Origin of the sequence: Actinomyces sp. oral taxon 897, assembly GCF_002999235.1 — a bacterium.
Classification (GTDB): Bacteria; Actinomycetota; Actinomycetes; order Actinomycetales; family Actinomycetaceae; genus Actinomyces.
The window spans coordinates 3,039,910-3,060,623 of sequence record NZ_CP027236.1; the positions used below are offsets into that span (position 1 = coordinate 3,039,910).

General features: G+C 71.5%; 19 protein-coding genes. 18 read left to right on the top strand and 1 reads right to left on the bottom strand.

The window, feature by feature from the left end:
• Positions 1-73 precede the first annotated feature (73 nt).
• From C3V41_RS11985 to C3V41_RS12000, 4 genes are read left to right on the top strand one after another with little or no spacing between them, the layout of a single operon-like run.
• Positions 74-538, top strand: a complete 465-nt coding sequence (locus tag C3V41_RS11985; RefSeq protein WP_106110436.1) for a hypothetical protein — start codon at positions 74-76, stop codon at positions 536-538.
• A gap of 59 nt (positions 539-597) precedes the next feature.
• A complete protein-coding gene (locus C3V41_RS11990) occupies positions 598-1,731 on the top strand; it encodes an efflux RND transporter periplasmic adaptor subunit (protein WP_106110437.1) in 1,134 nt (377 codons plus the stop codon).
• On the top strand, positions 1,728-2,441 hold the full coding sequence (locus tag C3V41_RS11995) for an ABC transporter ATP-binding protein (RefSeq protein WP_106110438.1): 714 nt from the start codon (positions 1,728-1,730) through the stop codon (positions 2,439-2,441). The genes C3V41_RS11990 and C3V41_RS11995 overlap by 4 nt, the downstream gene beginning before the upstream one ends.
• Positions 2,416-3,687 carry an ABC transporter permease gene (locus C3V41_RS12000; protein WP_106110439.1) on the top strand — a complete coding sequence of 424 codons (1,272 nt, stop codon included), beginning with the start codon at positions 2,416-2,418 and terminating at the stop codon, positions 3,685-3,687. Before C3V41_RS11995 ends, C3V41_RS12000 begins: the two co-directional genes overlap by 26 nt.
• 414 nt (positions 3,688-4,101) lie before the next feature.
• Here the strand turns inward: C3V41_RS12000 and C3V41_RS12005 are convergent, their stop codons facing one another.
• Positions 4,102-5,805, bottom strand: a complete 1,704-nt coding sequence (locus C3V41_RS12005) for an L-lactate permease (protein ID WP_254423605.1) — start codon at positions 5,803-5,805, stop codon at positions 4,102-4,104.
• Positions 5,806-6,053: 248 nt separating this feature from the next.
• On the opposite strand from C3V41_RS12005, the gene C3V41_RS12010 reads away from it, so the two are divergent.
• From C3V41_RS12010 to nuoK, 14 genes are all read left to right on the top strand, one after another.
• Positions 6,054-6,695, top strand: coding sequence for a MarC family protein (locus tag C3V41_RS12010; RefSeq protein WP_106110441.1), 642 nt, complete (start codon positions 6,054-6,056; stop codon positions 6,693-6,695).
• 166 nt (positions 6,696-6,861) lie between these two features.
• Positions 6,862-7,509 carry a MarC family protein gene (locus C3V41_RS12015; protein ID WP_106110442.1) on the top strand — a complete coding sequence of 216 codons (648 nt, stop codon included), beginning with the start codon at positions 6,862-6,864 and terminating at the stop codon, positions 7,507-7,509.
• Positions 7,510-8,176: 667 nt separating this feature from the next.
• A complete protein-coding gene (locus tag C3V41_RS12020) occupies positions 8,177-9,427 on the top strand; it encodes a geranylgeranyl reductase family protein (RefSeq protein WP_246742273.1) in 1,251 nt (416 codons plus the stop codon).
• Positions 9,424-9,783 carry an NADH-quinone oxidoreductase subunit A gene (gene ndhC, locus C3V41_RS12025; RefSeq protein WP_106110444.1) on the top strand — a complete coding sequence of 120 codons (360 nt, stop codon included), beginning with the start codon at positions 9,424-9,426 and terminating at the stop codon, positions 9,781-9,783. The genes C3V41_RS12020 and ndhC overlap by 4 nt, the downstream gene beginning before the upstream one ends.
• A 60-nt stretch (positions 9,784-9,843) precedes the next feature.
• A complete protein-coding gene (locus tag C3V41_RS12030; protein WP_246742274.1) occupies positions 9,844-10,437 on the top strand; it encodes an NADH-quinone oxidoreductase subunit B in 594 nt (197 codons plus the stop codon).
• The gene (locus C3V41_RS12035; protein WP_106110446.1) at positions 10,434-11,180 is read left to right on the top strand and encodes an NADH-quinone oxidoreductase subunit C; all 747 of its coding nucleotides are present in this window, start codon (positions 10,434-10,436) and stop codon (positions 11,178-11,180) included. Before C3V41_RS12030 ends, C3V41_RS12035 begins: the two co-directional genes overlap by 4 nt.
• A complete protein-coding gene (locus C3V41_RS12040) occupies positions 11,180-12,565 on the top strand; it encodes an NADH-quinone oxidoreductase subunit D (RefSeq protein WP_106110447.1) in 1,386 nt (461 codons plus the stop codon). Before C3V41_RS12035 ends, C3V41_RS12040 begins: the two co-directional genes overlap by 1 nt.
• Complete coding sequence (nuoE, locus tag C3V41_RS12045; RefSeq protein ID WP_106110448.1) at positions 12,565-13,329, top strand: NADH-quinone oxidoreductase subunit NuoE; 765 nt, start codon at positions 12,565-12,567, stop codon at positions 13,327-13,329. The genes C3V41_RS12040 and nuoE overlap by 1 nt, the downstream gene beginning before the upstream one ends.
• Positions 13,330-13,400: 71 nt before the next feature.
• On the top strand, positions 13,401-14,675 hold the full coding sequence (gene nuoF, locus C3V41_RS12050; protein WP_165271662.1) for an NADH-quinone oxidoreductase subunit NuoF: 1,275 nt from the start codon (positions 13,401-13,403) through the stop codon (positions 14,673-14,675).
• A gap of 3 nt (positions 14,676-14,678) precedes the next feature.
• Positions 14,679-17,393 carry an NADH-quinone oxidoreductase subunit G gene (locus tag C3V41_RS12055; protein ID WP_106110450.1) on the top strand — a complete coding sequence of 905 codons (2,715 nt, stop codon included), beginning with the start codon at positions 14,679-14,681 and terminating at the stop codon, positions 17,391-17,393.
• Positions 17,390-18,772, top strand: a complete 1,383-nt coding sequence (gene nuoH / locus C3V41_RS12060; protein WP_106110451.1) for an NADH-quinone oxidoreductase subunit NuoH — start codon at positions 17,390-17,392, stop codon at positions 18,770-18,772. The genes C3V41_RS12055 and nuoH overlap by 4 nt, the downstream gene beginning before the upstream one ends.
• Positions 18,769-19,437 carry an NADH-quinone oxidoreductase subunit NuoI gene (nuoI, locus tag C3V41_RS12065; protein WP_106110452.1) on the top strand — a complete coding sequence of 223 codons (669 nt, stop codon included), beginning with the start codon at positions 18,769-18,771 and terminating at the stop codon, positions 19,435-19,437. Before nuoH ends, nuoI begins: the two co-directional genes overlap by 4 nt.
• The gene (locus tag C3V41_RS12070; protein ID WP_106110453.1) at positions 19,434-20,402 is read left to right on the top strand and encodes an NADH-quinone oxidoreductase subunit J; all 969 of its coding nucleotides are present in this window, start codon (positions 19,434-19,436) and stop codon (positions 20,400-20,402) included. The genes nuoI and C3V41_RS12070 overlap by 4 nt, the downstream gene beginning before the upstream one ends.
• On the top strand, positions 20,399-20,704 hold the full coding sequence (nuoK, locus tag C3V41_RS12075) for an NADH-quinone oxidoreductase subunit NuoK (RefSeq protein WP_106110454.1): 306 nt from the start codon (positions 20,399-20,401) through the stop codon (positions 20,702-20,704). Before C3V41_RS12070 ends, nuoK begins: the two co-directional genes overlap by 4 nt.
• Positions 20,705-20,714: the final 10 nt, after the last annotated feature.

The following is a 20,714-nucleotide window of genomic DNA, read 5'->3' on the forward strand; positions in this document are numbered from 1 at the left end:
GGCTCCGGTTGCCTGGTGCCCGACACCAGGGGGTGCGTCCGCGCCCCACCGGATTCTGAGAGGAACACACACTGTGAAGAAGACCCAGGGCACCAAGGTCGTGGCTCTCCTGGCCTCCGCGGTCTGCGCCGTCGGCCTGCTGGCCGGCTGCTCGGACTCCTCGGACAAGGCCTCCGGCCAGGCCTCGGCGTCGGCCACCGTCAAGGCCGATGAGTACCTGCTCAAGATCGCCCAGTGCATGCGGGACAAGGGCGTGGACGTCCCCGACCCTGACAGCACCGGCAGCATCAGTATCCCCGACGGCTCCGAGTCGGTGGCCAGGGAGTGCGAGAAGACGGTCGGCCTGCCCGGTGGCGACGGCGGCAACGACCTGGCCCAGCCCGGGGTCCAGGACGAGCTGGTCAAGGCCGCACAGTGCCTGCGCAAGGAGGGCTACGACGTGCCCGACCCCAGCGCCGGCCAGGGGATCCAGCTCAACGGCAACATCCCCCAGGCCACCATGCAGAAGTGCTTCTCCTCCCTGAACGGGGGCAAGTGATGAGGCTGCGCAGGAAGCACGGAGCGACCCCGGAAGCACACCACAGAACAGGTACCAAGATGGATGAGATCACCGCCTCCTCGCTGGAGGACGACGGCGCCGTGGCCCTGGCCCGCCCCACCTCACGCCGCTCCTTCCTGGCCGTCGGGGCCGCTGCCGTCCTGGCCGCGGGCGCGGGAGCCACCGTCTTCGTGACCCAGGCAGGCCCGTTCGCCGCCAAGCAGGCTCCTACGACGGCGGCCTTCACCGGTGCCACGGACACCATCACCCGCGGCACCCTCCAGGGGGAGACCACCGTGTCGGGGACCCTGCGCTTCTCCGACGCCCACAAGCTCAAGGCGGGCTTTGATGGCATCCTCATCCAGCTGCCCGCCTCCGGCACCGTCCTGACACAGGGCGACGTGCTCTACCGCACCGGTGACCGCGTCGCCTACCTCATGCACGGCTCCCTGCCGGCCTGGAGGACCTTCGAGATCGGCATGGAGCGGGGCGAGGACGTCCGCCAGCTGGAGACCCTCCTGAAGGGCATGGGCTACTTCGACTACGAGCCCGACGACCGCTTCACCTGGGCCACCACCAGCGCCATCGTCAAGTGGCAGAAGGACGTCGGCCTGGCCCGCACCGGGACCATCCCCCTGGGCCAGATGGTCTTCTCCTCCGGGGACCTGCGCGTGGGCTCGGTCGCGGCACGGGTCGGGGACCGCGTGGCCGACGGCACCGACCTCTACGACGTCACCAGCACCACCCAGGTCATTGACGCCAACGTCAAGCTCGGCGACCAGAAGCTCGCCGTCGTCGGCTCGACCGTCACCGTCAAGCTGCCCGACGCCACCACCACCCCCGGCACCATCACGGCCGTGGGCACCCCCACCGAGAAGTCCACCGGCTCGAGCGAGACCAAGGAGCGGGTCATCCCCATTACGATCACCCTCACCGACGCCTCCGCCGCCGCCAACTTCCAGGAGGCCTCGGTCACCGTGGCCCTGCCCAGCGAGAAGCGCGAGAACGTGCTCTCGGTACCGGTGGGGGCGCTCCTGGCCCTGAGCCCCGACCAGTACGGCGTCGAGGTCGTGGAGGACGACGGGACCACCCGCAAGGTGCCCGTGACCCTCGGGCTGTTCGCCGGCGGACGTGTGGAGATCTCCGGGGAGGGCCTCTCCGAGGGCCAGCGAGTGGTGGTGCCGCAGACATGAGCCGCATCCTGTCTCTGCGCGACGTGCGCCGCACCTACGGCCAGCCGCCGGTGGCCGCCTGCGCCGGCGTGAGCCTGGACGTGGACTACGGGGAGTTCGTCGCCATCGTGGGGCCCTCGGGGAGCGGCAAGTCCACGCTCCTCAACCTCATTGGCACCCTGGACCGCCCCAGCTCGGGCACCGTCGAGATCGACGGCGTGGACGTGGGCAGCCTGGGCGACACCCGGCTCTCGGCCCTGCGCGCCAACCGCATCGGCTTCGTCTTCCAGCAGTTCCACCTGGCCGACGGCGTCAACGCGGTGGACAACGTGGCCGACGGCCTGCTCTACAACGGGGTACCCCGCTCCGAGCGGAGGCGGCGCGCCCGCTCCGCCCTGGAACGGGTGGGCCTGGGGCACCGCCTGGACCACCGCCCCCACCAGATGAGCGGTGGTGAGCGACAGCGCGTGGCCATTGCCCGGGCGGTGGTGGGCGACCCCCCGCTGCTGCTGGCCGACGAGCCCACGGGCAACCTGGACTCGGCCTCCGGGGCCTCGATCGTCGAGCTCCTCCACGAGCTCCACCGCCAGGGGACCACCGTTATCGTCATCACCCACGACAATGAGCTCGCCGCCAAGCTGCCCCGGCAGATCGCCATCCGTGACGGGCGCGTTGTCGGTGACTCCCGTGAGGAGGAGATCGTCCATGACGACGTCTACGCCAGCGTCTGACAAGGGGAAGGAGTCCACGGCGGCCCAGCGGGCGGCGTCGGCCCGACGCCGGGGCGGGGCGCTGCGGCGCTCGCGGCTGCGGCTGGGGGACGTGCTGCGCCTGGGGGCCACCGGCATCAGGGCCCGGCCCACCCGCGCCTTCCTGTCCGCCCTGGGGATCGCCATCGGCATTGCCGCCATGATCGCGGTGGTGGGGATCTCCGCCTCCAGCCGGGCCCAGCTCTCCGCCCAGCTGGACTCCCTGGGCACCAACCTGCTGACGGCCAGCGCAGGGCAGGACCTGTTCGGCAACAAGAGCTCCCTGCCCGAGGACTCCGTGGGCAAGGTGCGTCTCATTAACCAGGTGGAGCAGGCCTCCAGCACCGGGCTGATCAAGAACTCCCTGGTGTACCGCACCCCGCTCATTGACAAGAACGCCTCCGGGGGCCTGTCCACCATGGTGGCCGACCAGTCGCTCCTGGACGTCGTGGCGGGCGAGGTGGACAAGGGGACGTGGCTCAACCAGGCCACCAGCCAGTACCCGGCCACCGTGCTCGGTGCCGCCGCCGCCCAGCGCCTGGGCGTGGTCTCGCCGGGGACGCAGGTGTGGATCGGCGGGAAGTGGTTCACCGTCGTGGGCATCCTCAAGCCGGTGGTCCTGGCCCCCGACCTGGACTCGGCCGCACTGGTCGGCAAGCAGGCGGCCACCTCGCTGCTGGGCTACGACTCCAAGCCGACCACCGTGTACACGCGCATCCAGGACAAGTCGGTGGCCTCCGTGCGCGACCTCCTGGCGCCGTCGATCTCACCGCAGGCCCCTAACGAGGTCAAGGTCTCGCGTCCCTCCGACGCGCTGGAGGCCAAGAACGCCGCCGACAAGGCCTTTACCACCCTGCTGCTGGGGGTGGGCTCGATCGCCCTGCTCGTGGGCGGTATCGGGGTGGCCAACACCATGATCATCTCGGTGCTGGAGCGCCGGCGGGAGATCGGCCTGCGCCGCTCCCTGGGGGCGATGCGCCGCCACATCCTGGTGCAGTTCATGAGTGAGGCGCTGCTGCTGGCCTCCCTGGGAGGGGCCCTGGGCTGCGTCATCGGCATCGGGGTGACGGCCGGGATGTCGGCCGCCAACGACTGGCCGTTGACCGTGCCCGTGATAGCCGTCGCGGGGGGCCTGGGGGTGACGATCGTCATTGGTGCCCTGGCCGGGGTGTACCCGGCGGTGCGGGCCTCGCGTACCCCGCCCACCGCGGCGCTCAACGCCCAGTAGGGCAGGGGCGTCGGAGCCGGTAGCGTCCTGGGGCTGGCAGCAGGTGGTGGATCCCAGGACCAGGTGGTGGGGCGTGGGGCCGGGACCGGGCCGGTGGGGCCCGGGACCGAGGTGGTGGGTTGGCCCCAGGTGGCGCCGGGCAGCGCGCGGGGTCCCGTACTGTGGGTGGTACGGGGCCCCGCCGTCGTGCTCCCCAGCCCCGCCCCTCCCGCCCACCCCATACCGTGAGAACGGTACTTATTGGTCGTGAGAACGGTACTTGTTCATCGTGAGAACGGTACTTGTTGCTCACGAGAACGGGGGCGTGCCCGCTGGCGCTGACTGGTGGCGGCCCACCTGCTGGCCCGGGCCAGTTTGGCCGGGCTGCTCGGCGGCGGGGAGGGGGCGTGGCAGTACCCTGCCCGCCCGGTCCAGTTACGGCAGGTAGTTGCCCAGCCAGCCCTGGGAGGCGACCAGGACCAGGCTGCACAGGGCCAGCAGCAGGCCGAGGGAGTACGGGGCGGCCCGGCGCAGCAGCTCGGCGTCCTGCCCCGGGGCGTCCACGGCGGTGGTGGCAATGGCCAGGTTCTGTGGGGAGACGACCTTGCCGATGCCGCCGCCGATGGTGTTGGCCGCCAGGAGCACATTGGGGTCGAGCCCGGCCCCGGCGGCCGCCGTCGCCTGGAGGTTGGCGAACAGGGCGCCCGCGCTCGTGGCCGACCCGGCCACCGCCGTCCCGATCCACCCCAGGACCGGGGAGAGGAAGGCGTAGGCGGCGCCCGTGGCCGCCAGGGCCGCACCGATGGCGCTGGTCTGACCGGAGAAGTTCATGACGTAGGCCAGCGCCATGACGCTGACAATGGTCAGTACCGCCAGGCGCAGGTTGTAGCAGGTACTGGCCAGGGTCCGCAGCCCTTGTCCCAGGCTCATCTCGAACCTCCCGGGCACCGAGCGTGCCGCGTACACCACGGTGACGACCACCCCGGTGGCAAAGATCCAGGTGCCCGGGTTGGACAGGATCTGGAGGGTGTAGACCGCGCTGGCGGAGGGCTCGCCCCCGGCGTTGAGCAGGTCGCCGTAGACGCCGGGCCACCGGATCTTGACGTCCGTGCCGCTGAGGACCTGGCTGAGGTCGAACCCCACCTTCCACAGCTTGGTGACGGCGATCATGGCCACCACCAGCACGTAGGGCAGCAGGGCCAGGACCACGCGCTCGGGGGTGGGCACGTCCGCGGCGTCCACCTGGGAGCGGTACTCCCGGGGCGTGGTCGGGGTCCACACCAGCAGGAAGACGTAGCTGGCGGCCAGGCCCAGCAGGGAGGCCAGCACCGCGGTGAGCTCGTAGGAGACCGACGGCGTCACGAAGTGCCCGGCCCCCGTGGCCAGGCCCGACACCACCGCCAGCGGCCACAGCTGCCTCACGCCGCGCAGGCCGTCGAGGACGAACAGCAGCACCAGCGGGATAAAGGCGCAGAAGACCCAGGTCAGGTGCCCCATGGTGGCCGCGACCGTCACCGGCTCGGCCCCGCCGAGCCTGGCGGCGGTGGTGACGGGGATGGACATGGCGCCGAAGCCCACGTTGATCGCGTTGCCCACCATGACCACGACGGCGGACTTGATCCTGGGCAGCCCCAGGGCCGCGACCATGGCGGCGGCGATCGCCACCGGCGCCCCGAAGCCGGCCAGCCCCTCCAGCAGGCCGCAGAAGGAGAAGGCCACTATGAGGGCCTGGGCGCGCACGTCGCCCTTGCCGATCACGTTGAACACCGCCCGCAGGTCGGCGCTGCGTCCGGAGACGTCGGTGAGGTTGTACAGCCACACCGCCGCGACAATGATGTAGACGATCGGGACCAGGCCCATGACGGCGCCCTGGGCCCCGCTCATGACGGTCATGCCCACCGGCATGTGGAACAGGGCCACCGCCAGGAGTGCGGCCAGGCCCAGGCTGACCAGGGAGCACCAGTGCGTCTTGAGCTTGACCACCCCCATGAGCACGAAGAAGGCCACCAGGGGGGCCAGGCCCACCAGGGCGGTGAGGTAGACGTTCCCGCCGACGGCGGTCGTGGAGGGGGTGAAGGAGGTGGCGGGGGCCGTCAGGGCCAGCAACGGTGTCAACGGCGTCATCGGCGTCAGAGGCATGGGTCAGGGGCGTCCTTGCTCAGCGGGTCGAGTGTGCGAGGCACATCATGACACAGTGTAAGCACGTCTGCCGACGCGGTGGGGCCGGGGCGGGCGTCCGGAGCGGCCGGCGGTCCCGCCGTGGCCGTGGGCGCCGTCGTGCCCGACCCGGGCGGGTACGCTCGGGCGGGTCCGGGACGGCGTGTGAGTCCCTATTTCTCATTGCGGGGACACGGTGCCGGGTGCGGGAAAGTGGGACCATCGGAGGTATGGACGTTGCTCTTCTGGTCAAGGCCCTGACGGCCTTCTTCGCGATTATGAACCCCTTTGTGAACCTGCCGCTCTTCCTGAGCCTGACCGCCAACCAGGAGGCTGCCACCCAGCGTCGCACCGCTATGCGCGTGGTCATGTTCTGCGCCATTATGTGCATTGTTATCCTCGGCACTGGGAGCGCTTTCCTGAAGATGTTCGGTGTGAGCGTGGACGACTTCCGGGTGGCCGGTGGTCTGGTACTCCTTATTATCTCCTTAGGTATGCTCTCCGGTAAGGGCTCCACCGCCCACGAGGGCACCAAGGGGGAGAAGCGGCAGCAGTCCGACCGTGCCGCTGCCAGCGACGTCGCCTTCTACCCCCTGACCTTCCCCATGCTCGTCGGGCCCGGCACGATCGCCACCATCATTGTCATGGACGCCCACGCCCAGGGGCTGGGCGGCCGGCTGACCGTGGGCCTGGCGCTGGCCGCCGTGCTCGTGCTCCTGGGCGTGGTGCTCTTCTTCTCCGCGCAGATCGGTCACCACATGTCCCTGACCCTGCGCACGATCATGACCCGGCTCATGGGCATGATCCTGCTGTCCATTGCCGTGTCCATGATGGCGGCCGGCCTGACGACGCTCTTCCCGGGGTGGGTCTGAGACGGCCGGACAGCCGGACGGATGGCCCCGTCGGGTGCCGTGGTCGTTCCTGACGGAACGCGCGGTGCCTGACGGCGCCGGGCCGGTGGGGGCTGCTCGTGCACCCAGGGAGGTAGCGCGGGGCCAGCCCGTTGGGCCGGGCTGGCAGGCGCGATAATGAGTACTTGTGGATACCGCCCTTCTCATTAAGGCCTTCGGCGCCCTCTTCGCGATCATGAACCCCTTCGCGCACCTCCCCCTGTTCCTGTCCCTCACGACCGGGCGGAGCGTCGCCAGCCAGCGCCGCACCGCCCTGAGGATCGCCGGGTACTCCGCGGTCATCTGCGCGGTCTTCCTGGCGACAGGGACATCGGTCCTGCGCTTCTTCGGGGTCAGCGTGGACCACTTCCGGGTGGCCGGGGGACTGGTGCTGCTGACCATCGGCCTGTCCATGCTCTCGGGCGCCGGGTTCGCCGCCCACGAGGGCTCCCGGCGTGAGCGCAGCGAGCAGGAGGAGCACGCCCACGACCCGGCCTCCGACGTCTCCTTCTTCCCCATGGCCTTCCCCGTGGTGGTGGGGCCCGGGACGATCACCACGATCATTGTCATGGACGCGCAGGCCCAGGGGCTGGGCGGCCACGTGGCGGTGGTCGCCGCCATCGCCCTGGTCCTGGTCGTCCTGGCGGTGGTTCTCTTCTTTGCCGCGCAGATCGGGCAGCACCTGTCCCTGAGCCTGCGCATGGTCATGACCCGGCTCATGGGCATGATCCTGCTGTCCATTGCCGTGGCCATGATGGCCTCGGGGCTGACCGTCCTCTTCCCGGGGATCGCCTGAGGGTCCCATCTGGCGGGCGGCGCGCGGCGGTCAGTGGGCCGGGGGTGCCCTATATGCGGTGCGGCAGGCGGTGGTAGGTAGGCGGTGGCGGGCAGCCAGTGGGCCGGGAGCGCGACTCCCAGAAGCGCACCGCCCAGGAGGAGCGAGGCAGCCAGCGGGCTGGCGACCCACCGGGGGACGGCCCGCCCGGGGAAGGCGACCCCACCCCGTGCCGCCTCCTGACCGCAGGCAAATTAGGTGAGGCAGACGCTTCCTAAATACCGTACCTCCGCTTAGTGCCGTTCTACGGCGCCCGCAGGCCTTACACTGACAGGACAGTCAAAACCAGGCGCAGGACGCCCTTGGTCAGGCCCCGGTGAGGCCCTGGGTACAGTCGCCGCAGGACCCCGCGCCCCGGAGGCCCTGACCGCGCAGCTGCGGCTCAACACAATGACTTAAGGAGGTGCCTGTGGCAGATCAGGCCAGACCGGCTACGTGCTCCGGCACCCACCCGACGGCGGACCCGCTCGCGTCCCCGGCCCCGCACCGGGCCGCCGGTCCCGCAGGCCCCGGCGTGCACCGGTCCTCCAGTTCCCGTCAGGCCGCCCGCACCCCCGGCCCCTCCGCCCCCGCCGCTCGAGGCTCCGCCCCTGCCGTCCGGGGCGCCAGGCTCGACGCGGACGTCGTCGTGGTCGGTGCCGGCCCGGCCGGGTCCTCGGCCGCCTGCCACCTGGCCACCCTGGGCCTGGACGTCGTCCTGGTGGAGAGGCACGAGCTCGGCCGGGACAAGGTCTGCGGCGACGGCCTGACCCCCTCTGCCGTACGCGAGCTCGCCCTTTTGGGGGTGGACACCACCGGTTGGCAGCGCAACAAGGGCCTGCGCGTCATAGGCGGCGGCCACCTCCTCCACTTCCCCTGGCCCGAGCAGGCGTCCTTCCCCTCCTACGGCATGGCCCGACGTCGTGCCCTCCTGGACCGTGAGCTCGCCGAGCACGCCGCCGCCCGCGGCGCACGACTCCTGACCGGGGTCAGCGTCACCGGCCCGGTCACCAGCGCCACCGGGCGCGTGACCGGGGTGGAGGCCCGGCCCACCGCCCGCGTGGCCGAGCCCGGCCTCACCGGCCCGGCCACGATCACCGCCCCCCTGGTCATTGACGCCGGCGGGGTCTCGGCCCGCCTGGCCACCGCCGTCGGGCGCACCCGTGACGAGCGCCGCCCCATGGGCGTGGCCGTACGCGCCTACTTCCGCTCCCCGCGGGCCCGTGACCCCTGGATGGAGTCGCGCCTGGAGCTGTGGGACGGCCGTCCCGGGGACTCTGACCTCCTGCCCGGCTACGGCTGGATCTGGAGCGTGGGGGAGGGGCTGGTCAACGTCGGGCTCGGCTCGGTGAGCTCCACGGCCACCTCCCACGCCATGAACTACCGGGAGGTCTTCGCCCGGTGGATGGACAACGTCCCCTGCTCCTGGGGCTTCACCCCCGACAACCAGGTCGGGCGGCTGGCCAGCGCCGCCCTGCCCATGGCCTTCAACCGCAAGCCCCACTACGCCGACGGGCTCATGCTCCTGGGCGACGCCGGGGGCATGGTCTCCCCGTTCAACGGCGAGGGGATCGCCCAGGCCCTCATGTCCGGGCGCCTGGCCGCCCAGGCCGCGGCCCAGGCCGCCGTGCGCTCCACCCGGGGCGGACGCGAGCAGGCCCTCGCCCAGTACCCCGTGGCCGTCTCCCGCGAGCTCGGCGGCTACTACACCCTGGGGCGCGTCTTCGTCTCCCTCATTGAGCACCCCGAGGTCATGCGGATCTGCACCCGCTACGGGCTGCCCCGCAGGAACCTCATGAAGCTCGTCACCAAGCTCCTGTCCGACGGGTGGGAGCGTCACGGCGGCGACAGGCTCGACCACCTCATCCAGCTCCTGACAAGGATGGTGCCGGCAGCATGAACCCCTACGTGCCCCTGCTCATTATGGCGGGCCTGGCCCTGCTCGTGGCCGTGGGCGGCCTGACCCTGAGCGCCGTCGTCAGCCCCACCCGGCGCAACCGGGTCAAGGTCGCCAACTACGAGTGCGGTATCGACCCCACCCCGGCCAACACCGAGCACGGACGCTTCCCCGTGGCCTTCTACCTGGTGGGCATGACCTTTATCGTCTTCGACGTCGAGGTGGTCTTCCTCTACCCCTGGGTCACGGCCTTCGGGCGCCTGGGCGTCTTCGGCCTGGGCGCGGCCCTGCTGTTCATCGCCATTATCACGGTGCCCTACGTCCTGGAGTGGCGCCGCGGCGCCCTGGACTGGGACTGAACGCAAGAATCTCAAGGACACACCATGAGCACCTCCGAGTACCGCGCATACCGCGAGAAGATGCGTAGCATCCCCTCCAAGCGCGACGACCTCCAGCTCGCCGCCGAGCAGTCGGTGGACGGCGCCGGCTTCCTGCTCACCAGCGTGGAGAAGGTCACCGGGCTGGCCCAGGCCCGCTCCCTGTGGCCGGTGACCATGGGCCTGGCCTGCTGCGCCATTGAGATGATGGCCACCGGCACGCCCCGCTTCGACATGGCCCGCTTCGGCTGGGAGGTCTTCCGCGCCTCGCCCCGCCACGCCGACGTCATGATCGTCTCGGGCCGCGTCTCCCACAAGATGGCCCCCATCGTGCGCAACGTCTACGACTCCATGCCCGAGCCCAAGTGGGTCATCTCCATGGGGGCCTGCGCCTCGAGCGGCGGCATGTTCAACAACTACGCAATCGTCCAGGGGTGCGACCACATTGTCCCGGTGGACATCTACCTGCCCGGCTGCCCGCCCCGCCCCGAGATGCTCATTAACGCCATGCTCGAGCTCACCCGCCTGGTGGAGCGCAAGACCGTCTTCGGCCACCGCGAGGAGATCGCCCGGGCCGTGGAGGCCGCCGCCCTGGCCGCCGCCCCCGTGCACGAGATGAAGGGACTGCTCGCATGAGCGGCACCGCCCCTGACGCCGTCGGCCCCGCCGGGGCCGTCCCGGAGGTCGCCGGCACCCCCGTGCGTCCCGAGCTGCGCCTGGAGGTCGTGGCCCACCACGTCGGCCAGTTCGGCGCCCCCGACGCCGGGGACACCACCGGCTACGGGCTCCAGCGCCAGGTGGTCACCCTGGCCCCGGCCGCGGTGCGCCCCTACGGCTCCTGGTTCGACGCGGTCGTGGACGCCCTCATCGAGGACCTGGCCGCCGCGGGGGTGGACCCGGCCGCCGCCATTGAGAAGGTCGTCGTCGAGCACGACGAGCTCACCCTGTTCGTCACCCGCGAGCACCTGCTGGACGTGGCCCGCCCCCTGCGTGACGACCAGGACCTGCGTTTCGAGCTGTGTCTGGGGGTCAGCGGCGTGCACTACCCCGAGGACCTGGGCCGCGAGCTCCACGCCTGCACCGAGCTGCTCAGCCTCACCCACGGCGGGTGGGCCCTGCGCCTGGAGACCACCTGCCCCGTCTCCGACCCGCACGTACCCTCCCTGGTCCCCCTCTACCCCGGCAACGACTGGCACGAGCGCGAGACCTGGGACCTCATGGGCATCGTCTTCGACGGCCACCCCAACCTCACCCGCTCCGCCATGCCCGACGACTGGGTGGGCCACCCCCAGCGCAAGGACTACCCCCTGGGCGGCATCCCCGTGGAGTACAAGGGCGCCGCCACCCCGCCCGCCGACACCCGGAGGTCGTACCGCTAATGACTGCCGACACCCTCCGGGCCTCCGGCCCCGCCACCGAGGACCTGGCCGACGGCGCCCCCCAGTACACGCTGGCCGGCGGGGACTGGGACGAGGTCGTGGCCGCCGTCGCCGCGCGCGACGAGGCCGACCGCCTGCGCAACGACCGCATCGTGGTCAATATGGGGCCGGTCCACCCCTCCACCCACGGGGTGCTCCGCCTCGTCGTCGAGCTCGACGGCGAGAGGGTCACCGACGTGCGGGTGGGCACCGGCTACCTGCACACGGGCATTGAGAAGAACATGGAGTACCGCACCTGGACCCAGGGCGAGACCTTCGTGACCCGCATGGACTACGTGGCCCCCTTCTTCCAGGAGGTCGCCTACGCCCTGGCGGTGGAGAAGCTCCTGGGGGTCACCGAGGAGATCCCCGAGAAGGCCACTGTCGCCCGGGTGCTGCTCATGGAGCTGGGCCGGATCGCCTCCCACCTGGTGGCCATCGGGTCCGGCGGCAACGAGATGGGCGGCACCACGCTCATGACCATCTCCTTCAGGGGGCGGGAGAACATCCTGCGCGTCTACGAGATGGTCTCGGGGCTGCGCATGAACCACGCCTACGTGCGCCCCGGCGGCCTGGCCCAGGACCTGCCCGAGGGCCTGACCGACTTCGTGCGCTCGGTCATGCCCAGCATCAGGAACGACGTGCACGAGCTGGAGTCCCTGCTCATGGCCAACCCCATCCTGCGCTCCCGGTTCGTGGGCGTGGGGGAGGTCAGCCTGGCGGGGGCCATGGCCCTGGGCCTGACCGGCCCCTGCGTGCGCGCCGCCGGCTACCCGCTGGACATGCGCAGGATCCGCCCCTACTGCGGCTACGAGACCTACGACTTCGAGGTCCCCGTCTACGACCGCTCCGACTGCTACAACCGCCTGGCCGTCCGCTTTGACGAGTGCTACCAGAGCTTGAAGATTGTCTCCCAGTGCCTGGAGAGACTGGACGATATTACAGCTCGTGGAAAGCATCCCTCTAATACGACGATGGTGGCCGACCCCACTATCGCCTGGCCCGCCCGCATGGCCATTGCCAGCGACGGCCAGGGCCAGTCCCTGGAGCACGTGCGCGAGATCATGGGCACCTCCATGGAGTCCCTCATCCACCACTTCAAGCTGGTGACCCAGGGGTTCCACGTGCCCGCCGGGCAGGTGTACCAGACCGTGGAGCACGCCAAGGGGGTCCTGGGCGTCCACGCCGTGTCCGACGGCGGCACCCGGCCCTACCGGGTCCACTTCCGCGACCCCTCCTTCTCCAACCTGCAGTCCCTGGCCATGATGGGGCAGGGCGGCATGCTCGCCGACCTGGTCCCCTCCCTGGCCTCCATCGACCCCGTCCTGGGAGGCGTGGACCGCTGATGAGCACCACAACCAGCACCCCTGTACCGGCGGCTGACGGTGTCGCGATCGACCCCCAGGCGGTGCAGCCCGCCCCGGGACCTGCGGCCGCCGTCGGCTACGAGGGCGAGACCGCCCACCGCCTGGAGGCCGACATCGCCGAGATCTGCGGACGCTACCCGGCGGGGCACTCCCGCAGCGCCCTCATCCCCATGCTCCACCTCATCCAGAGCGTGGACGGCTACGTCTCCCCCCGCGGTATCGCCCTGTGCGCCCTGGTCCTGGGCCTGACCCGCACCGAGGTCAGTGCCGTGGCCACCTTCTACAGCCAGTTCCGGCGCCACCCGGTGGGGGAGTACCACGTGGGCGTGTGCACCAACGCCCTGTGCGCCGTCATGGGCGGGGACCAGGTCTGGGAGGCCGTCAGCGCCGCCACCGGCCTGGGCAACGACGAGACCAGCGAGGACGGCCGCATCTCCCTGGAGCGCATTGAGTGCAACGCCGCCTGCGACTACGCCCCGGTGGTCATGGTCAACTGGGAGTTCTTCGACAACCAGACCCCCGCCAGCGCCGTCGACCTGGTGCGGCGCCTGGAGCGCGGCGAGGAGGTGGCCCCCACCCGCGGCCCCGAGACCCTGCCGACCTTCCGCGACAACGAGCGCCTCCTGGCCGGCTTCGAGGACGGCCGGGCCGACCAGGGCGTGGGCGCCGGCGGCCCCAGCCTGCGGGGCCTGCGCCTGGCCCGTGACAACGGCTGGACCGCACCCAGGGAGGAGCGGCAGTGAGCGCCACCGACGTCACCGGGCCGGGGCCCTCCTTCACCGCCCCGGGCACCCTGACCCCGGTCCTGACCGACATGTGGGACAAGGAGCGCTCCTGGACCCTGGAGTCCTACCTGGACCACGGTGGGTACCAGGGCCTGGAACGGGCCCTGACCATGAGCCAGGCCGACCTGGTGGCCCTGGTCAAGGCCTCGGGCCTGCGGGGGCGCGGAGGTGCCGGCTTCCCCACGGGCCTGAAGTGGTCCTTCCTGCCCGCCCCCGACGGCCTGCCCCGCTACCTGGTGGTCAACGCCGACGAGTCCGAGCCCGGCACCTGCAAGGACATCCCCACCATGATGGCCAACCCCCAGGCCCTCATTGAGGGCGTGGCCATCACCTCCCGGGCCATCGGCTGCGACCACGCCTTTATCTACCTGCGCGGGGAGGTCGTCCAGGTCTACCGCCGCCTCCTGGCGGCCGTGCGCGAGGCCGCCGACGCCGGGTACCTGGACACCGGCTTCGGCCTGGACGGCCGCCAGCGGCTGCGTATCACCGCCCACGCCGGTGCCGGGGCCTACATCTGCGGGGAGGAGACCGCGCTGCTCGACTCCCTGGAGGGGCGCCGCGGACACCCCCGCCTCAAGCCGCCCTTCCCCGCCGTGGCCGGCCTGTACGGGCGTCCTACGGTCATTAACAACGTGGAGACCATCGCCTCCGTGCCCGCCATCCTGGCCCGCGGCGCCAGCTGGTACAACGCCATGGGCACCGAGCGCTCCAAGGGCCACGGGATCTTCTCCGTCACCGGGCACGTGGCCCACCCCGGCCAGTTCGAGGCCCCCTTCGGCATCACCATGCGCCAGCTCATCTCCTTGGCCGGCGGGATCCGCCCCGGGCACCAGCTGAAGTTCTGGGTGCCGGGGGGCTCCTCCACCCCGATCCTCGGCCCTGAGGAGCTTGACGTCCCCCTGGACTACGAGTCGGTCGGGGCGGCCGGTTCCATGCTGGGCACCCGTGCCCTGCAGGTCTTTGACGAGACCGTCTCGGCGGTGCGCGTGGTGGCCCGCTGGACGGAGTTCTACCAGCACGAGTCCTGCGGCAAGTGCACCCCCTGCCGGGAGGGCACCTACTGGATGCGTCAGATCATGGCGCGCCTGGAGGCGGGGCAGGGGCTGCCCGGGGACGTGGAGAAGCTGGAGTCCATCGCCTCCAATATCGCCGGGCGCTCCTTCTGCGCCCTGGGCGACGCCTCCGCCACCCCCGTCCTGAGCGGCATCAAGCGGTTCCGCGCGGAGTTCGAGGCCGGGTACACCACCCCCGCCGCCGAGCTCTTCCCCTACGCGGCCTCTGCCATTGTTGAAAGCGCACGGTGAGCCATGACGACTGCAACGACCCAGCTGGTCAATATGACTATTGACGGCCTGCCCGTGGCCGTCGAGAAGGGCACCCTCCTCATCCGGGCCGCCGAGCAGGTGGGGGTGCGCATCCCCCGCTTCTGCGACCACCCGCTGCTGGCCCCCAGCGCCAACTGCCGCCAGTGCCTGGTGGAGGTGGCCATGCCCGGGCGCGACGGCGTCGTGCGCCCCATGCCCAAGCCCCAGCCCTCCTGCGCCATGACCGCCGTGGAGGGCATGGAGATCTCCACCCAGGCCACCAGCCAGGTGGCCGCCCGGGCCCAGGCCGGGACCATGGAGTTCCTCCTGATCAACCACCCCTTGGACTGCCCGGTGTGCGACAAGGGCGGGGAGTGCCCGCTGCAGAACCAGGCCCTGGAGCTCATGGCCTCCGGGGCCCAGAGCGCCACCCGCTTCACCGACGTCAAGCGCACCTTCCCCAAGCCGCTGCGCCTGACCAGCAACGTCCTGCTGGACCGCGACCGGTGCATCCTGTGCCAGCGCTGCGTGCGCTTCGCCGACCAGGTCGCCGGGGACCGCTTTATCGCCCTCCAGGGGCGCGGCGGCGGGCACGTCGGCGGCGAGGTCACCGGTGGGCTGTACTCCGAGCAGATCGGACGCTTTGACGCCGGGGTGCTGGACTACGCCGGGGGCGCCGAGCAGGCCGCGGCCCGGGGGCTGGCGGTGGCCGAGATCCGTGGCGGGGCCGGGCTGGTGCCCGAGGCCGAGCACGCCGGGCCCGGGGGGGAGCCGGGCGTCGTGGACGGCCTGGCCACCGGGCCGGCCGGGGAGGAGCTCGACGTCTCCGGACGCCCCTTCGCCTCCTACTTCTCGGGCAACATTATCCAGATCTGCCCGGTAGGGGCCCTGACCAGCGCCCGCTACCGCTTCCGGGCCCGCCCCGTGGACCTGGTCTCCACCGACTCCGTCACCGAGCAGGACGCCTCCGGCTCGGCCGTCCGCGTGGACATGCGCCGCGGTGTCGTCCTGCGCCACCTGGCCGGCAACGACCCCGAGGTCAACGAGGAGTGGATCACCGACAAGGACCGGTTCGGCTTCGCCTGGTCCCGCCTGCCCGACCGGCTCACCAGCCCCCTGGTACGTGACGAGGACACCGGTGAGCTCGTCACCGCCTCCTGGCCCGAGGCCCTGGACCTGGCCGCCTCCGCCCTGGGGCACGCCGCTGACGGCGGGGTGGGGCTCCTGCCCGGCGGGCGCCTGACCCTGGAGGACGCCTGGGCCTGGTCCCGGTTCGCCCGCACCGTGCTGGGCACCAACGACATTGACCAGCGGACGCGCCCGACCGGCCCCCAGGAGGATGCCTTCCTGGCCGCCCGGGTGGCTGGCACCGGCCTGGGTGTGACCTACACCTCCCTGGAGCGGGCCGGTCAGGTGCTCCTGGTGGCCCTGGAACCGGAGGACGAGTGCGGCGCCCTCTTCCTGCGCCTACGCAAGGCGGTGCGCGCCGGGGGAACGCGCGTGGCCACCGTCACCACCCTGCGCTCAGCGGGCTCGACCAAGCTCGACGCCCAGGTCGTCCTGACCCTCCCGGGCCAGGAGGCCGACGCCGTGGCCGACCTGGCACGCACCCACCCGGCACTGGTGGAGGCCCTGGGCGCCCCGGGCGCCAGCGTCCTGGTCGGTGAGCGCGCTGCCGCCGTCCCCGGGCTGCTGGGCGCCGTGGACGCCCTGGTCACCACTACCGGCGCCCGCCTGGCCTGGGTGCCGCGCCGCAGCGGCGAGCGCGGCGGCGTCGAGGCGGGACTGCTGCCCGGCCTGCTGCCCGGGGGCCGCCCCGTCTCCGACCCCGCGGCCCGCGCCCAGGTGGAGCGGGCCTGGGGACTGGGCCCCGGCAGGCACCTCCCTGCCGCACCCGGCCGGACGGCGGAGGAGATCCTGGCCGCCGCGGCGCGAGGGGAGCTGGCGGGCCTGCTGGTAGGCGGTGTGGACCTGCGCGACCTGCCCGACCCGGCCCTGGCCCGCACCGCCCTGTCCCGGGTGGGCACCGTGGTCCAGCTCGAGGTGCGCCGCAGCGAGGTCAGCCGGTACGCCGACGTCGTCCTGCCCGTGGCCCCGGCCGTGGAGAAGAACGGCACCTTCGTCAACTGGGAGGGGCGGGTGCGCCCCTTCGGCCAGGCCCACGTCTCCCGGGCCCGCACCGACCGTCAGGTCCTGGGCCTCCTGGCCCGCCAGATGGGCCACGACCTGGGCGTGGACGACCTGACGGCCCTCCACGCCGCTCTCGCCGCCCTGGGGCTGTGGACCGGGCCGCGTACCCCGCTGGCCCCGGCCGGGCAGGCGGGGCCGGGAGGCTACGGGGGCGGGGCCGGCGGCCAGGACGTCTGGAACGGCGTCGGGCTGCGTGCCCTGCTGGCCACCCACAAGCCCCTGCTCGACGCCGGCCGCCTCCAGGACGGCGAGCCCTTCCTCGCCGCCACCGCCAAGGCCCCCGTGGTCAGGGTGGGTACGGACATTGCGACGAGCCTGTCGCTGGGTGCGGGGGAGAGCCTGACCGTGTCCACGTCCACCGGCTCCGTCACCCTGCCCGCGGTCGTAGGAGGCGTGGCCGACGGCGTCGTGTGGCTGCCCGAGTGCTCACCTGGCTCCACCGTGCACCAGACCCTGGGCGCCCGCCACGGCTCGGTGGTGGGCGTGTCCCGACCCAGCCCCTCAACCCCCTCGGAGGTGGTCCGGTGAACCCGGTAACCCTTGCGGCCCCCGTCGGCCCCCTGCCCCTGAGCGGGGGCGTGGTAGCCGACTTCTCCGCCGAGACCTGGTGGCTGACCCTCGTCAAGGCGGTCTTCATCGTCGTCTTCCTCATTGCCAGCGTCATCCTGGTCCTGTGGGTGGAGCGCCGTGGCCTGGCGCGTATGCAGACCCGCCCCGGGCCCAACGTCAACGGCCCCTTCGGCCTGTTCCAGGCGTTCGCCGACGCCGCCAAGCTCATTATGAAGGAGGACTTCTGGCTCAAGGGGGCGGAGAAGACCGTCTACCTGCTGGCACCCGTTATCGCCGCGTTCAGCGCCTTCATGGTCTACGCGGTTATCCCGTTCGGTCCCAACGTCAGTGTCCTCGGGCACTCCACGCCCCTGCAGCTGACCGACTTCCCCGTCGCGGTCCTCTACGTCCTGGCCATTACCGCGTTCGGGGTCTACGGGATTATCCTGGGCGGCTGGTCGGCCCACTCCACCTACCCGCTGCTGGGGGCGGTGCGCAGCGCCGCGCAGGTCATCTCCTACGAGCTGGCCATGAGCCTGTCCGTCCTCACGGTCTTCCTGGCCTCGGGCACCATGTCCACCTCCGGGATCGTGGGCGCCCAGACCCGTATGTGGTGGGCGGTGGCCATGATGCCCAGCTTCGTCATCTACGTCGTCTCCATGGTCGGCGAGGTCAACCGCCTGCCCTTCGACCTGCCCGAGGCCGAGGGCGAGCTCGTGGCCGGGCACATGGTGGAGTACTCCTCCATGAAGTTCGCCTGGTACTTCCTGGCCGAGTACATCAATATGTTCAATGTCTCGGCCGTGTGCGTCACCCTCTTCCTGGGGGGTTGGCGTTCCTTCGTCATCGCCTCGTTCTGGCCCGGGGCCAATGAGGGCTGGTGGCCCGTCCTGTGGTTCGTGGCCAAGATCTGGGCGGTCATGTTCGCCATGATCTGGACCCGTGGCACCCTGGTGCGTATCCGCTACGACCACTTTATGAAGCTGGGCTGGAAGGTCCTGATCCCCGCGGCCCTGACCTGGTTCGTCATGGTCAGTGTCGTCACCGGCGTGAGGACCTTCTCCGGCACCCAGCCCCGTACCCTGCTCCTTGTCCTGGCGGCCGTGTTCCTGGTCGTCACGGCGGTCCTCGTGCTCGTGCCCGAGCGCGGGAGCGAGGAGGCCCCCTCCCCTCCCGGTAGCGGTCCCGGTGAGCTCGTGGCCCCCGGGCAGGTCCTGGACGCCTTCGCCGGAGGCTTCCCCGTCCCGCCGCTGCCCGGGCAGGTCCTGCCGCCCTCCCCGCGCTCCCGGCGCGCTGGCGCCGGGGCCTTTCTGCCTGCCGATCCGGGCACCGCCCCGACTGAAGGAGGGAACCGATGACCAGCAGCACCGGTGCCGACCACGACCAGTGGCTGCGTGAGGACCCCGGGGCCCTGGGCTCCTTCCTGGCCCCCGTCGCCGGCTACGGGGTGACCATCTCCTCCATGTTCCGGCCCACGGTCACCGAGCAGTACCCGTTCGAGAAGCCGGTCCTCATGCCCCGCTACCACGGGCGCCACCAGCTCAACCGCTATGACGACGGCCTGGAGAAGTGCATTGGCTGCGAGCTGTGCGCCTGGGCCTGCCCGGCCGACGCCATCTACGTCGAGGCCGCCTCCAACGCCCCGGACGAGCAGTACTCGCCCGGTGAGCGCTACGGGCGGGTCTACCAGATCAACTACCTGCGCTGCATCTTCTGCGGCATGTGCATCGAGGCCTGCCCCACCCGGGCCCTGACCATGACCCACGAGATCGACGAGCTCGTCGGCCCCACCCGCACCGGCCTGGTCTACGAGAAGGAGGACCTGCTGGCCCCCGTGCCCCCCGGTGCCCTGGCCGCCCCCCACCCCATGGTCGAGGGCACCGAGGACGCCGACTACTACCGCGGGAAGGTCACCGGCCCCACCCGGGCGCAGGTGGACTGGGTGCGTTCCCACCGCCCCCAGGACCCCACGCTCTCCTCCGCCCGCCCGGTGGGCACGGCCGTGAAGGAGACCCGCTCATGACGGCCCTGACCTCGGGCGGCGCCCTGGCCGCCCCCGCCACCCTGACGAACGCCGGTACCGTCTCCACCGGCGAGACGATCCTGTTCTGTGTCGTCTCCCTGGTCACGGTGGTCTGCGCCCTGGGCGTCCTGACCGCCCGGCGGGCCGTGTCCGCGGCCGTCAATATGATCGGCATTATGATCGGCCTGGCCGTCCTCTACCTGGCCAACGAGGCGTCCTTCCTGGGGATGACGCAGGTCGTGGTCTACACCGGCGCCGTCATGACCCTGGTCCTGTTCGTCATTATGCTCGTCGGGGTCGGCGGGGAGGAGCCGGTCGCGGGCTCCCGGGGCGTGCCCACCCCCGTGGCGCTCCTGGCTGGCGGGGGCCTGGTGGCGGTGCTGGCCGCCGTCGTCTGCGCCACCGTCTTCCCCGGCGCCGCCGGCCTGCTCGACGGCGAGGCCGCGACCCCCGCCGCCCTGGCGGAGGTGCTGCTGGGCAACTACGTGGTCACCATGGAGCTCACTGGCATCCTCCTGGTGGTGGCCGCCCTGGGGGCCCTGACCCTGACCCACCGTCAGCGGCTGCGCGGGGTACGTACCCAGCGTGAGCAGGCCGAGGAGCGCATGCGCGCCTACGCCACCAAGGGGGTCCACCCCGGCCAGAGGCCTGCGCCCGGGGTCTACGCCGCCACCAACTCTGCCGCCGCGCCCGCCCTGGACGCCTCCGGACAGGCCGTGGAGGCCTCCGTGCCCCGCCCCCTGGTGGTGCGCGGCCAGGACCTGGACGTCAGCCAGGTCTCCCCGGGGACCGGCACCCAGGTCGACGGCGCCCTCGCCGCGCGCGACCAGGCGGTGCCCCGTTCCGGTATGCCTGCCATGCCCGGTGCCGCCGCGCCCGTGGTCGTCCAGCCCCTCCTGCCCGGTGCCGGCACCCAGCCCGGTGCCACCGCCCCCGCGCCCGCCCCGAAGGAGGAGCTCACGTGACTCTGCCGATCTCCGCCTACGTCGTCCTGGCCATGGTCCTGTTCACCCTGGGGGCCCTGACCGTCCTGCTACGGCGCAACGCGATTATCGAGCTCATGGGCGTGGAGCTCATGCTCAACGCCGTCAACCTGGTGCTCGTGACCTTCTCCCGCCTGCACGGCAACCTCACCGGGCAGATCTTCGCCTTCTTCGTCATGGTGGTGGCCGCCGCCGAGGTCGTCGTGGGGCTGAGCATCGTGGTGTCCATCTTCCGTACCCGCAGGTCGACGTCCGTGGACGAGACCAACCTGCTCAAGAGCTGAGGGGACTGGC

What these genes read in the sequence shown, in the direction of transcription:
- C3V41_RS11990 (WP_106110437.1), top strand. Translation starts at nt 598, where the DNA reads ATGGATGAGATCACCGCCTCCTCGCTGGAGGACGACGGCGCCGTGGCC.
- C3V41_RS11995 (WP_106110438.1), top strand. Translation starts at nt 1,728, where the DNA reads ATGAGCCGCATCCTGTCTCTGCGCGACGTGCGCCGCACCTACGGCCAG.
- C3V41_RS12000 (WP_106110439.1), top strand. Translation starts at nt 2,416, where the DNA reads ATGACGACGTCTACGCCAGCGTCTGACAAGGGGAAGGAGTCCACGGCG.
- C3V41_RS12005 (WP_254423605.1), bottom strand. Translation starts at nt 5,805, where the DNA reads ATGCCTCTGACGCCGATGACGCCGTTGACACCGTTGCTGGCCCTGACG.
- C3V41_RS12010 (WP_106110441.1), top strand. Translation starts at nt 6,054, where the DNA reads ATGGACGTTGCTCTTCTGGTCAAGGCCCTGACGGCCTTCTTCGCGATT.
- ndhC (WP_106110444.1), top strand. Translation starts at nt 9,424, where the DNA reads ATGAACCCCTACGTGCCCCTGCTCATTATGGCGGGCCTGGCCCTGCTC.
- C3V41_RS12030 (WP_246742274.1), top strand. Translation starts at nt 9,844, where the DNA reads ATGCGTAGCATCCCCTCCAAGCGCGACGACCTCCAGCTCGCCGCCGAG.
- C3V41_RS12035 (WP_106110446.1), top strand. Translation starts at nt 10,434, where the DNA reads ATGAGCGGCACCGCCCCTGACGCCGTCGGCCCCGCCGGGGCCGTCCCG.
- C3V41_RS12040 (WP_106110447.1), top strand. Translation starts at nt 11,180, where the DNA reads ATGACTGCCGACACCCTCCGGGCCTCCGGCCCCGCCACCGAGGACCTG.
- nuoE (WP_106110448.1), top strand. Translation starts at nt 12,565, where the DNA reads ATGAGCACCACAACCAGCACCCCTGTACCGGCGGCTGACGGTGTCGCG.
- nuoF (WP_165271662.1), top strand. Translation starts at nt 13,401, where the DNA reads ATGTGGGACAAGGAGCGCTCCTGGACCCTGGAGTCCTACCTGGACCAC.
- C3V41_RS12055 (WP_106110450.1), top strand. Translation starts at nt 14,679, where the DNA reads ATGACGACTGCAACGACCCAGCTGGTCAATATGACTATTGACGGCCTG.
- nuoI (WP_106110452.1), top strand. Translation starts at nt 18,769, where the DNA reads ATGACCAGCAGCACCGGTGCCGACCACGACCAGTGGCTGCGTGAGGAC.
- C3V41_RS12070 (WP_106110453.1), top strand. Translation starts at nt 19,434, where the DNA reads ATGACGGCCCTGACCTCGGGCGGCGCCCTGGCCGCCCCCGCCACCCTG.